A 13,340-nucleotide genomic window follows, 5' to 3' on the forward strand; every position below is an offset into this window, starting at 1 on the left:
AAGAGACTGATTTATGAACGAACAAGCCATACAAGAACAATATCAGCATATCGTTACTCTACTCAAGCAGCAACGGCTGAAGGAAGCACAATCCCAACTGGAAGCCTTTCTTTGGAACAGCGGTGACTGGACACTCCGCAACCGCTTGGAACAAGCTCAGACATCCTATCAGTACATGCTGCAATACATGCGCCAGGGAATCGACGATCCTGAACGACAGAAACTATATCGCCAGATTCTGACCGAAACTTGGGAAGTCGCTGACCAGGCACGTCTGTCTCTCCTTGACGGAGTTTCCACGCACTATTACCATTCCCTGCGCAATAACCGGGAACGCCTCCCCAAAGAATACAATATTGCCGCACTGCAGAAGGTATTGGAATCTTTCCCTGATGACCTGGCCGTTTGTCAGCTGATGCCGGATAACCAAGGCATGGACGCCGTACTGCAACGGCACGAACAAACCGCCCAGGTTCTTTTCCTTTCCACATGGAGTAACAGTGACTGGTCTGCAGAAGACGAACAGCAAGCCAAAGGATTACTGGAATCAGAAATGCTTCCCGTCAATGATTTGTGCCTGTTCACCAGTGCCGTCATGCTCAGTCTGATGGAATGCTTCGATACCCGCAAATTCTCATGGTTGCTGGACGCCGTAACGCATGCAAATACGCAAGTAAACCAACGGGCGTTGGTAGGTATCGCTTTCGCACTTCTTTTTCATCCCACCCGTCTGTCGCTTTATCCCGAATTGACAGCCCGCCTTTCCCTGCTCAACGAAGACAGCAGTTTCGGCAAGCAACTGAACCGTATTTACATCGAGCTACTCCGTAGCCAGGAAACGGAAAAAATAGACAAAAAGATGCGTGAAGAAATCATTCCGGAGATGATGAGGAATGTGAACATCATGCGTAACATGAAGTTCGGTTTTGAAGAGAACCCTGAGGAAAACGATCTTAATCCGGATTGGGAGAAAGCTTTTGAAAGTTCCGGACTGGGAGACAAGATACGGGAGATGAACGAATTACAGCTGGAAGGCGCTGACGTCTATATGAGTACGTTTGCACAACTCAAGACTTATCCGTTCTTTAAGGAACCGTACAACTGGTTCTATCCGTTCGACATGCATCACTCCAGCATCATCAAGGAATTCGGATTCAAGCCTACCGGAGACAATGCCATCCTCTCCCTTATCCTCCAATCCGGTTTCTTCTGCAATAGTGACAAGTATTCCCTTTGCTTTACAATGGCACATATACCACAGTCACAGCGTACGATGATGCTCAGCCAGATGACTTCCCAGGATTTGGATGCACTCATGGACGAAAGCAAATCTTCCGCTTTACGGCAGTATGCCGAACGACCGGATGTCATCAGCAACCAGTATGTCCACGACTTATACCGTTTCTTCAAGTTAAGCCAGCGCAGACACGAGTTCCGTGACATCTTCAAGGAAGAGATTGCCCTGCACCGTATCCCGGCACTCAAAGAGATTCTGTGCAAACCCGAGCTGCTGATTACCATCGCCGATTTCCACTTCCGCAAAGAACACCCGGCAGAAGCATTGGAGCTTTATAAGGAATTGATAGCCTTGAACCATGCAAATGCAGACATTTTCCAAAAGGCTGGCTATTGCCTGCAAAAGGAAAAGAGGTATAAGGAAGCGATAGACGCCTACCTGAAAGCCGATGTACTAAAGCCCGACCATGTCTGGACAATCCGCCATCTCGCTACGTGCTACAGGCAGATAAGGGACTTTGCCTCTGCACTGGAATACTACAAGAAAGTGGAGGCAATCCAGCCGGAAAACCATAATATCCTTTTCTACGCCGGAAGCTGCCTTGCCGAACTGGAAAGATATGAAGAGGCTCTGCAATATTTCTTCAAGCTTGATTTCATCGAAAGCAATTGTATCAAAGCATGGCGTGCTATAGGCTGGTGTTCGTTTGTCAACGGCAAGTATGAGCAAGCAATGAAGTATTACGAAAAGATACTCGCCTCCAAACCACTCGCAGCAGACTATCTCAATGCCGGACATGTTGCTTGGAGAACGGGCAAAATAGAAAAAGCTGCAGAACTTTACAGTAAAGCAGCTTTGGAATATGGCGGGCAGGAGATTTTTAGAGAAATGTTCGGTAAAGACAAAGAAACACTTGTCAGACAAGGAATCAGTGAAAAAGATATCCCTCTAATGATGGATCTGGTTTAGACCTCCAACAACTCCCTGTACAGCCTCTGTACGGGGAGCCCCATTATATTATAGTAACTCCCGGATATGTTTTCCACCCCGATGAATCCAATCCACTCTTGTACACCATAAGCTCCGGCTTTATCCATGGGGTGGTATTTGTCCACATAATAGGCAATTTCCTCTTCGTTCAGTTTGGCAAAACGCACTTCTGTTGCCGCCGCAAAACTGCGTTGCCACTCAGTGGTAGTGATGCATACACCGGTAAACACTTCATGGGTACGTCCGGACATGTCGCGCAACATCTGCATAGCTTCTTCCCTATTCTTGGGTTTTCCGAGAACTTGTCCATCCAGCCAGACAATGGTATCTGCTGTAATCATCAATTCGTCCGGATGCATCATATCACGGTAGGCATCTGCCTTTTCCCTGGATATGTAGAGAGGAATATCCGCTCCCCGCAACGTTTCGGGATAAGACTCGTCCACATCGGGCAAAGTTCTTACTTCATATTCCACTCCCAAACCAGCCAGCAATTCTTTCCTTCGCGGAGAGTTAGAGGCAAGAATCACCTTATATTTCTTCAGATTATCTAACATCATATCATTTACGATTTGACGATTTACAATTTAACGATTGAAACAACTACCAACCAAAAGCTTTTTCATCTGCCATCCAAAGCCCTTGCACTTTCAATACCTGTTCCACAATGTCGCGACCACAGCCATAACCGCCTTCTGCATACGAAATATAGCGAGCCACAGCCTTTACCTCAGGCACAGCATCCTTAGGACAACACGGCAAACCACACTCACGCATCACCTCCAAGTCGGGAATATCATCACCTACATACAATATTTCCTCGTCCTTCAAGCCATGACGGTCACGGAAGTCATGGTAATCATGGATTTTAACAGAAGAACCCATATAGATATTTCCATCCTCAAAACCTAAAGAAGTAAAACGCTTGCGGACTGCTTCTGTACGTCCACCCGTAATTATACCCAGCAACACACCTTGCTTAGCGGCCAGATGCAGGGAATAACCATCCTTTATGTTGACCGTACGCAGAGGTTCACCCTCCGAACTCATAGGGATAACATTGGCACTCAGCACACCGTCCACATCAAAAACAAGGGCTTTTATCTTTTTCAAATCATAGTTTATGGTACTCATTGCACTTTTTTCTTGTTCATTATAATATACCTATATGCAGCAAAACATTAGTTCAAAAGAGGCAAGCATCGGCATCCGGTTATCTTATTGCCAACCGATGTATATTCTCGCTAATCTCCCGATATAGTTCCAGCATTTGCGGCTCATCGGCAAGCATCCGCAGATGCTCGTCAATGACATTCTCATCATAGCGCACAGCCGGTCCTGTCTGTGCGGCAAGCGGTTCCAGCTCATGCACCTTGCGGGCCGTCTCGTCTATCAAGGGGAGCATTGCCTCGAACGGCAACCCGTACTTTTTCAGCAGTTCAGCAGCCAACACATACATGTGATTGGTAAAATTGCACGTAAACACAGCCGCCAGATGCAAACTTTTGCGCTGCTCAGAACTTGCTTCATACACTTTTTCCGATAGGGCAGAAGCAATGTCCTTCAGAAGCTGCACATCCTCTTCCGAGTTGCTTTCCACAAAACACGGTATCTGTCCAAAATCCACTTCACGCTGCTTACTGAAAGTCTGCATCGGATAAAGCACTCCATAACGCACTACATGCCCCTGCCAAATATTCATAGGAATACTGCCGGCTGTATGCACCCATAAAGCATTCTCCTTTCCAGAAACAATCTGGGGTAATAATTCTACAAAAGCCGCGTCCTTCAGCGAAACGATATAAAGCTGTGCCTCCTTCGTAACCGCCTGCAGCTCCGTGGTATATGCAGCTTCCACCGTCTGTGCCAATTCCTGCGCCGATTCTTTTGTACGGCTGTAGACCTGCACAATACGAAACCCTTTCCGATAAAGAGCCTTTGCCAGATTAGTAGCCAGATTTCCGGCACCGATAAAGGCAATGGACGTATCTTCTATACTTCTTCCTGCCATACGCTTATCTTGTTGCCAACCAATACAGAATAGTCCCTAATACCAGCAACGCCAACGGCAGCAGATAAGCGGACATCGTACCGAGTAAGGCAGTTATCAACCCGAAGTTCAATATCAGCCACAAACCTATCAATACCAATCCCACTGACTTGTCATGCTTGAACAGCAGAAAAATCACTGCGGTATACAATAGAAAATTATCCTTATTCATCACCCACGGCAAGCCGATTGCAGAAAAATGCACCAATTTGTCCACCAAGTAAAGAATGCCGAATACAATCAGTGTGATGGCAGTGGCCTTATATGTATCACGGTTATTGTTTGCTTTTGCTGCACTCACTGTTACTTTCCTCCGTACTTATTGATATGTATCTTTTCCCACTGCAGATTGTCTTCGTTGAAAGGCTTGCGCTCCATCCCCTTATGGCCGATAGCAATAACACTAAGCACCTGCAGCTGTAAAGGAATATCCAACACCTCGTGCACATACTCGCCGGAAGGCATACCGGAAGCCGTAAAACGTTCGCGCACCTGCACCCAGCAGCTTCCCAGCCCCATATCTTCGGCCTGAAGTTGCAGGTAGATGGAAGCAATGGAGGCATCTTCTATCCACACGTCGCTTGCCAGCGGGTCGGCAACAACCACTACTGCCAGTGCCGCATCGGCAATAAACTGCGATGCCTGCTCCTTGCAATAGGACAATTCCTTCAATTTATCCTTCTCGTCCACCACTATGAACTGCCATGCATTGCTGCGTTTCGACGTGGGTGCCATCAGGGCTGCTTTCATCAAAGTAACGACTTGTTCTTGTGTCAATTCTTCTTCTGTAAACTTCCGCATGCTGCGGCGTGCTTTTATCAATTCACTGAAACTTTCCATAATGATTTTATGTGCTAATATGCTAATGTGCACATCGACACATTAACAATAATTTTTGCAAAGATACGAGATTATTTTTTAAATTTGCAGACCATGCCTTTGAAACTCACTACATATTACCGTGGGAGCAAGGTTCCTGACCTGCCAGGCACCAACACCTTCCATTCCACAGAGTTGTTCCGAATCTACGAGGCAACTCCGGGGTATACCCCCATACTCATTGTGGCATCCGAAGATGACAAGCCCGTTGCGAAACTGCTTGCCGCCATACGTAAAAGTGTCCGCATGTTTCCACCCGGCATCATCAAAAGATGTGAGGTGTACGGTACGGGAGAATATTTCAATAACGAGGCAGACAAAGAGATTATCTTCAGTGACATGCTGCAAAGGCTTACCAATGAAGCATTGCGCGATTCTTTTCTCATCGAGTTCCGCAACCTGGAAAATGCCATGTTCGGATACAAATCTTTCCGAGACAACCAATACATCGCCATCAATTGGCTGCGGGTACGCAACTCGCTGCACAGCGTCGAAAAGGTGGAAGAGCGTTTCAGCCCGTCACGTATCCGGCAAATAAAGAAAGGGCTCAAAAACGGCGCCCAAGTACGGGAAGCACGTACCAAAGAGGAGATTCTCTGTTTTGCCCAGATGTTGCGCCACGTATATTCTTCCAAGATACGGCGCCACTTCCCCAGCATCAAGTTCTTTCAGCATCTCGAAAACCAGTTGACAAAAGGGCAGCAAAGCAAAATCTTCATCGTCATTTATAAGGAGAAGATTATCGGTGGCAGCGCATGCATTTATTCAGATGACAGCGCCTATCTATGGTTCTCTGGTGGCATGCGCAAGACTTATGCCCTGCAATATCCGGGGATTCTTGCCGTATGGAAAGCACTGGATGATGCCAAACAACGCGGATACCGCCACTTAGAGTTCATGGACGTGGGACTTCCCTTCCGCAGGCATGGCTACCGTGAGTTCGTTCTCCGCTTCGGGGGAAAACAAAGCAGCACCCGACGCTGGTTCCGTTTCCGTTGGAACTGGCTGAATCGGGTGCTGATAAAGATGTATGAATGATTTTTACCGAAATTAGAAATTAGTGTAGACTACATATCCATGAGCCGGTACATTGACCTGTGTATTTATTGTTTCACTCTTTCCGGTAAAATAATTGGTCCAGTTACCAGCTGTTGCCGGGAAAGCTACATCAACCGCATTATGCGTAAAGTTGCCCATAACAACCAGCTGCTTGCCCGTTACACTTTCGACCAACAATGAACGACCGTTGTCCCAATCAGAAACTCCGACCTTCCATGTCAAGATGGCACTTGAATCGAACAATTCCGGATGGGCGTTACGCAATTTCATTAAATCCGCATAAACATCGTGCAGCTCCTTGCGGTCAGTATTCTCCAGATACTCCCAATGCAACGGTTTCCTGCCCGTACGTCCATTCTCCCCAATGGAAATGTCATATCCCATCTCTCCAAATTGCCAAACCATCTTAGGACCTGGAACAGTAAGGAAGAATGTAGTGTTCAGCGCCAACTGATTCATGCGAGCATCAAGGTCGGTTTTCAGTATACCTTCACCCCATTGCGACTGTTTGTAAGCTGCGCGTTCTTCATCATGACTTTCCATAAAACCTACCCATGCAGGTGTTTTCTCATAAAGGCTGCTAAAAGAACTATTTTCAGCATATCCCATAGCCGACTGACAATAGGCATTATTCAGGTTGCGCCATAAGTGCATGCCATCTGCAGCCAGTTCATTTTCTTCCTTTGAATCACAGAAATGCTCCAGGATAACATAAGAGCCCTCTTTCACTTCCTTGATGGCAGCATTATAATCCTTTAGGATGGCAATGCGACTTGCATCGTAATTGGATGCCGTGCTTTCAGTACAAGAAGTCTGTGTGAATCCTTTCGTCAGGTCAAAGCGGAACCCATCCACCTTATATTCCTTCAACAAGAATTGCAGATTGCGCTTCACAAACTTACGCACTAACGGGCTTTCATGATTGAAGTCATGGAACACACTATAAGGATGAGGTGCTTCCACATTGAAATATGGATTATTCTTTGCAGTCTTATCACCATCCCAATAAAGTTTAGCCAGCGGATTGTTTCCTGTAGCGTGATTATAGACCACATCCAGAATAACTGCCATACCCGCCTCATGGCAAGCGTCAATAAACTGCTTATACATGGCCTTTGTGCCATAAGCCTTATCCATCGCAAAAAAGAAGCAAGGATTATACCCCCAACTGTCGTTTCCGTCAAACTCCTGCACCGGCATCAGTTCGATGGCATTGACTCCCATAGCCTTCAGATAAGAAAGCTTGCCCATTGCACCATTGATGTCGCTGGAGGCGGTAAAGTCACGTAGATGCAATTCGTATATCACCAATTGCTCAGGATTTGCTATTTTAAAGTCATTGACCTTCCAGTTATAACTGTCTTTCTGTATCTTGAAGGTCGAAACGATTCCTACTCCTCCCTCAGGATAAGCCATACTTTCGTTATAGGTAGAAGCCGGAATATATTTATCATTATCAGGATCAAGAATCTTTTCCGTATAGGCATCAGCCAGGCGAACCACTTCACCCGCCTTCGTACCTACATAATATTGGAAAGCATACTCTTTGCCAGCATCCAGCCCCGCCAACGTAATCCACCAACATCCGGAAGCATCATCACGATACATCTGCGATTTTTCGTCATTGCCCAATGTCCAGTTATTGAAGTCGCCCACTACATGGGCAAAGTCCTTATGATTCCCATTCGCATCTTTGTCATAAAGTACCAGTGTCACCGTAGAATTATCCACTACATTGATACCCTCGACCATACCGGCCGGCACTGCTGCAGTTTTAATTTCACCAGGAACAAAACCTTCATATTTTGTGTCGGTCACCTCAACAAAGGAATCCGATTCTATCCCTTTCTTATTGCCGTCTGCACTGCGAATCACTATTCCGAGCCGGTTCACCGGTGTCTTCCCGCTTCCAAACCATTCCCGGATATTCGGGCTCAGCGTAATGCTCCATACGTTGGCTTCGGTTGAAGTCATCTTACATTTATCCTTGTTTTCCGTCCACTCTGCCGGAACGAACAGCCAAGTTCCTTCACTGACCACACCAATATGCACATACACATCTCCTTTATGCCCATAGAGAGCAGACTTTGCATCCGCTTTAAAAGTAATTACAAGGGACTGGTCGGCATCCGGTGCTGCCGGTGTAAAACTCAAACCATCCGGAGCTACAATCGCATTGGCAGCCTGAGTGACAGATATTTCTTTCTTCTTCGAACCGGATACAATATTCAATTGTGCCGTCCGCGCTTTCCCTGTCTCATTCTTGCCGACAGAAACCATAATCGTAGCTTTCCCGGACGTACCTTTTGCCGGACTGATGTTGCACCAACCGGTATCTTCACCACTCAGCTCGGCTGTCCACTGCTGCCCGGCCTCAAAACTGACGCTTTGCGAAGAAGCAGCTTCACCAAAGCTAAAACCTTGCTCAAAGATTGATTCACTACCAGAAGCAGGGGTCAAATACTCCTGTAACTCCTCTTTATCGTCACTACATGCCGTGAATGCCAGCACTAAACTGAAGCATATTAAATGCCATAAAACAGAAATCTTACGTTGATTGATAATTTTCATAATATGAAGTATTCAAAGTTATCACTTCACAAATATAGCCGGAAAAGAAAGGGCAAACCGATTAACGCAAGAGAAAAGTAGCAGCAAGCTTACGGAAACGTTTGCATGGCAAGCAAATGTTCCCGTACCACCATGTTTTATGAAAGCTGAATGACAAACTTTTGTAGCCAATCAACCTACTTCCTCGCAGATACGCATTTCCATACCTTTATACACCACCACAATCTTATGCAACCGGGTGGCGCCGATGCCACGCTTCACCGTTTCCGTATCGGCATAGCGGTCGGCCTGGGCGATGGCTTCCCGGCGAAGTTCCTCCACACGGGTTTCGGAATCCTTATACTTGGCATATTTCAGTTCTACGATGTAGCTGTGCTTCATGTCGGAGTAGATTTCCAGCATCGGGCAGAGGAAAATATCTACATAACCTTCCTGCGTGTCCTGCTCGGAGACGGGACGGTAGAAACGGTTCTGCGCAGTCATGGCAAGGGTGAAGCCGTGGACGAAGGACTCGCCTTTCTGCTTGTCGCGCTGCGAGGCATAGCGGTGCAGGCAGTCGGCAATGTAGCCGAAGTAGGATTGCCAGTCGCCGTCGTAAGCCAGAGCCGAGGAAAGTTCGCTCTTTTCGTAACTGCTGAAACTCAGGTCGGCATCGTCGTAAGTATTCAGCAGATAGGTATAGAGCTGTTCCTGCACCACCATGTTGGGGATGGTGAGCCTTGCCTTTCCCTTATACGTGCCGCTGATGGTGAGCATTCCGAAGTAGTAGAGCAGACTGATGAAGTTGTCGGGATTGGTGATGCTGACGGCAGGGAAGCTGTCTTTCAGTTCACCGGTGATGAAGCCTTGACTCACGAGAGTCTGTATGACGGAAGCATCGTGGGCAAACTCCTTGTCCTTGCGGATGAGCATACGCAGTTTCTCGTAGTCAATGCGGATGTTGCTCTCTATCATGTTGCGTGGTGCTTTGCCATCATCAATGTAGTTCTTGACGAAGTAAAGCACCATATTGGAGTTGTACATCGTGGTTTCACCGTAGCATTCCTGCGCGAAGCAGTAGTTGTCGTACCACGGTTTCATCATCTCTATCAACTCGTCCACGCTGTGGTGGAAGGGGCTGTTTGCTGAATAATAGGCCAACATTCCGCGCACCTCCTCCTCGGTGAATCCCATCATCTGGTTGAACTTCGGCGCGAGGGAGTAGTTGGTGCCGATGTTGAAACCGCTGGTCAGGTCGTCCATCGTCACGGGGCTTACGCCGGTAATGAAGCAACGCTTGATGCTGGAATAAGTTCCTGCTTTCACCTTGTTGAAAAAAGAGCGCAGATAGCCTTCGCCATGCGTCTCATCCGTATAGCGGTGCAGGCTTTCGGGACTGGAAAGGATGGCGTTGGTGAAGTGGTCGTACTCGTCGATGAAGAGATACATATCCTGTCCGGCACGTGCGCAAGCCTGATAGAGGTAATCCAACTGCTCCACGGCTCCGCTCACCGCACGCAGTCCTTCCAGAGTATCTTGCGGAAGGAGGTCGGCGTATATCTTGCAGAAGTTCTCGAAAGTAATGCCGCAATGCGCGTCCAGCCCCTTGCGGTAGTCGTTCAGCTCGCCGCTGATGCCCGAGAAGTTGAGATAGAGCACCAGATAGCTATTGCGGCTCGGCGTGGGGTGTTGCCCGATGTACAGGTCACCGAAAAGGGCTTCGAACTTGTCGCGGGTGCGCACGTCGTAGTAGTGTTGCAGCATATTCAGCGTGAGGCTCTTGCCGAAGCGGCGCGGACGGATGAAGAAGAAGAAGCGGTCCGCCTCCTCTATCATGGGGATGAAGCGGGTCTTGTCCACATAATAATAATTGTCTTGGCGGATATCCGCGAAGTTCATCATGCCGTAGGGAAGTCTCTTTCTGCCGGGTACTATGTATTTCAATGGGTCCATCTGCTGTCCTCCTGCTATTTTTTCTATTTAATCCGTCCTTTTCTGCCGTTAACGACACAAAGATAACAAAAGAAATAAACTTTATCTTCTTCATGCCATCAGATTTTCGAGTCATTGCCCTGCTCAAGGATTACATAGGGCTATAAACAAGATGGAAAACAGCAGTAAGGTTACGGAAAATTTGCATGGCAAGCAGTTCTTTCGTTTTGTCTGCCAAGAATAACGGAATATTCAGCAGATTCGTTGTCTGTGAATTGATTCTTTTTCCATGCAAAAAAGATAATTGCCGGATAATTCGTTAGGAATCTTTCGTCGTTCTAAAGATGTCACAAAGTCTGCTTTCCATGCTGACAGATGCTTAAATACTTCTCTTCCAAACATAGCATTTCACGTTTTTGATATCAGAAACGTGAACTTTCTCACATTTCTGATATGAGTTTTGTGCAAAAACACACATTTTCGGCAGTAAGCCGAACTATTCATTTACGTGAACAATAACGCTCACTATAGTGAACTGTTGACATACAAGGTGTTTTAATACAACAAACATCTGTAATCAAGCATAGTAACGCCTTGCCCTCATGGTTACTCTCATAGCTATATGCCCGATGAATAAAGGGATGCAGTACATTATGAGAGCATGAGGGTAAAACTGCATTCAACTCTTAGCTGGCCCTGAAAATGTCTTCTGAAGCAAGACAAACAAAGTATTTGATCCGCAACGCAATCATAATTCAAGCATAAGCACTTCTTTCGGTTGTAGTCGGATAATTGCTCCTAACTTCACATCAGTATCTGTCAGCACATTCCTTGCATCGGTTTTATTTCCTATTACCTCCTTATAATGAGCCAAATCCCAATCGACCTCTTTATTTACCCCATTCATCACGACCAATATACTTTTCCCATTGTACGAACGTTCATATACATATATATTGTTGCGAGGCATAAAGTGCTTCATCTTGCCTTTGGAAATAACATCATTCCCCTTACGCCAATGCAGTAACTTTTTCATAAAACCGAAAGCTTCTTGCTGTATAGCCGTTCTCCCACTCTCTTCGAAAACACTGAGTGCATCTTCTTTCCATCCTCCCGACATATCCGGACGTATATATCCAAAATCAATTTTTGTAGTACCAGTCATCAACAGTTCCTGCCCATAATACAATTGCGGAATGCCAGGAATTGTCAATAACAAGACAACTGCCTGCTTATAGGCATCCAAAGAACTCGGAGTTTCCAATAAGAAACGATCAGAATCATGGTTCTCAAGCAAACGCATCACATTATTAATATCAGAATAGCAAAAGTCATAAGCCAAATGTTCAAAAACGAGTTGCAGACCGGTATTCCAGGAGGTTTCTTCATGAAAAGCCTTACTTGCCACTTCCCTTAAACGGAAATCCATCACAGACTTTAGTCCCGTATCGGCCTTCTCATTAACCAAACTGCCTTGTTGCCAATATGCAGCACCAACCGTATTATTAGGAATCATCACTTCGCCCACAATATTGAAATTGGGATACTCCTCAAACACTTCTCGACACCAACGTACCATCATGTCCGGATCGGGATATACATATGTATCTTGACGTACACCATCCAAATTGGCATATTCAATCCACCATATTGAATTCTGAATTAAATAATCAGCCACAAAATGATTCCTCTGATTCAAGTCGGGCATTGTGGGAACGAACCAGCCATCTGTCATCTCCTCCTTATCTATATCCGAGGCGTAAGGATCAAAAAAGACGGTTTTATCATGATTGGTCTCAACATATTTGTCCTTATCCCAATTATTAAACCAATTATGCATTGGCGGGTCAAGCAACCAAGGATGCTTGCTTCCACAATGATTGAAGACCATGTCCATTATCAATTTCATTCCACGCCGATGCAGGCACTCTGCCAACCGGACATAATCTTCATTTGTCCCCAACCGAGGGTCTATTTTATAATAATCAGTTGCGGCATAACCGTGATAAGAACCTTCTCCCATATCATTTTCCAACACGGGTGTTGTCCAGATGGCAGTAACTCCCAAACTATCCAAATAATCAAGATGTTGCATAATACCCGCCAAATCACCGCCATGCCGGGCATTGACATCTTTACGATTTACAGCATAGGGATAATTCATTTTTATTTGGTCATTGCTTTCATCGCCATTAGCAAAGCGATCCGGCATCAATAGATAAACAACATCAGAAGAATTAAATCCAACCTTTTCATCACCATTTCCTTGACGTTGTTTCAATTCATAAGAGCAGTTCAGTTTCTTCTTTCCTTTCACAAACTCAATATCGAACTTCCCCGGCATTGCCTCTTCCACATCTAAGTATAATACCAGATAGTTGGGGCTTTCCATTGGATGCACACTTTTCAGCACAACTCCCGGATAATTAATGACAGGTTTGTAAGCGCCTATATCATCACCATAAACCATCAATTGCAGTTGGGGATTTTTCATACCGCACCACCAAAAGGCCGGTTCTACTTTTATTGAAGATGTGGATTTTACTTCCACCAAATCAGCAGAAGATAAACCTTGCCATGCAGCGCTCCATTGGCACAAGCATAAAGCGAATAATGCAATAAAATATCTGGTTTTCATATCTA

Annotated in this window: 10 protein-coding genes; 2 read left to right on the forward strand and 8 right to left on the reverse strand. The window is 46.0% G+C overall.

Features of this window, described 5'->3' with window-relative positions; genetic code table 11:
- Positions 1-13 precede the first annotated feature (13 nt).
- Positions 14-2,206: a tetratricopeptide repeat protein gene (locus DWY55_RS01180; protein WP_117703701.1), complete on the forward strand. Its 2,193-nt coding sequence runs from the start codon at positions 14-16 to the stop codon at positions 2,204-2,206.
- Here DWY55_RS01180 and DWY55_RS01185 read toward each other — a convergent pair.
- From DWY55_RS01185 to DWY55_RS01205, 5 genes are all read right to left on the reverse strand, one after another.
- Positions 2,203-2,784, reverse strand: coding sequence for a Maf-like protein (locus DWY55_RS01185; protein ID WP_008663872.1), 582 nt, complete (start codon positions 2,782-2,784; stop codon positions 2,203-2,205). The genes DWY55_RS01180 and DWY55_RS01185 overlap by 4 nt on opposite strands.
- A gap of 46 nt (positions 2,785-2,830) precedes the next feature.
- Positions 2,831-3,361 carry a KdsC family phosphatase gene (locus tag DWY55_RS01190; protein ID WP_005826358.1) on the reverse strand — a complete coding sequence of 177 codons (531 nt, stop codon included), beginning with the start codon at positions 3,359-3,361 and terminating at the stop codon, positions 2,831-2,833.
- A gap of 79 nt (positions 3,362-3,440) precedes the next feature.
- Positions 3,441-4,238: a Rossmann-like and DUF2520 domain-containing protein gene (locus DWY55_RS01195; RefSeq protein ID WP_087332735.1), complete on the reverse strand. Its 798-nt coding sequence runs from the start codon at positions 4,236-4,238 to the stop codon at positions 3,441-3,443.
- A 4-nt stretch (positions 4,239-4,242) separates the two neighbouring features.
- Positions 4,243-4,578 (reverse strand): hypothetical protein, encoded by a 336-nt coding sequence (locus tag DWY55_RS01200; protein ID WP_087332736.1) that lies wholly within the window; start codon positions 4,576-4,578, stop codon positions 4,243-4,245.
- 2 nt (positions 4,579-4,580) lie between these two features.
- Entirely contained in the window at positions 4,581-5,117 is a 537-nt protein-coding gene (locus DWY55_RS01205; RefSeq protein WP_005826354.1) for a nitroreductase family protein, read from the reverse strand.
- 93 nt (positions 5,118-5,210) lie between these two features.
- Between DWY55_RS01205 and DWY55_RS01210 the strand changes: the two genes are divergently transcribed.
- Positions 5,211-6,194 carry a GNAT family N-acetyltransferase gene (locus tag DWY55_RS01210; protein ID WP_087332737.1) on the forward strand — a complete coding sequence of 328 codons (984 nt, stop codon included), beginning with the start codon at positions 5,211-5,213 and terminating at the stop codon, positions 6,192-6,194.
- A 12-nt stretch (positions 6,195-6,206) separates the two neighbouring features.
- On the opposite strand, the gene DWY55_RS01215 is transcribed toward DWY55_RS01210, so the two are convergent.
- The 3 genes from DWY55_RS01215 to DWY55_RS01230 all read right to left on the reverse strand — a co-directional run bounded on the left by DWY55_RS01215 (position 6,207) and on the right by DWY55_RS01230 (position 13,335).
- Entirely contained in the window at positions 6,207-8,786 is a 2,580-nt protein-coding gene (locus DWY55_RS01215) for an alpha-amylase family glycosyl hydrolase (protein WP_117703700.1), read from the reverse strand.
- Positions 8,787-8,957: 171 nt separating this feature from the next.
- Entirely contained in the window at positions 8,958-10,718 is a 1,761-nt protein-coding gene (locus tag DWY55_RS01220) for an AAA family ATPase (protein ID WP_009036587.1), read from the reverse strand.
- A 727-nt stretch (positions 10,719-11,445) separates the two neighbouring features.
- A complete protein-coding gene (locus DWY55_RS01230; protein ID WP_009036586.1) occupies positions 11,446-13,335 on the reverse strand; it encodes a glycoside hydrolase family 13 protein in 1,890 nt (629 codons plus the stop codon).
- Positions 13,336-13,340 lie beyond the last annotated feature (5 nt).

Origin of the sequence: Bacteroides sp. AF25-38AC, from assembly GCF_003602995.1 — a bacterium.
In the GTDB taxonomy this organism is placed as follows: Bacteria; Bacteroidota; Bacteroidia; order Bacteroidales; family Bacteroidaceae; genus Bacteroides; species Bacteroides uniformis.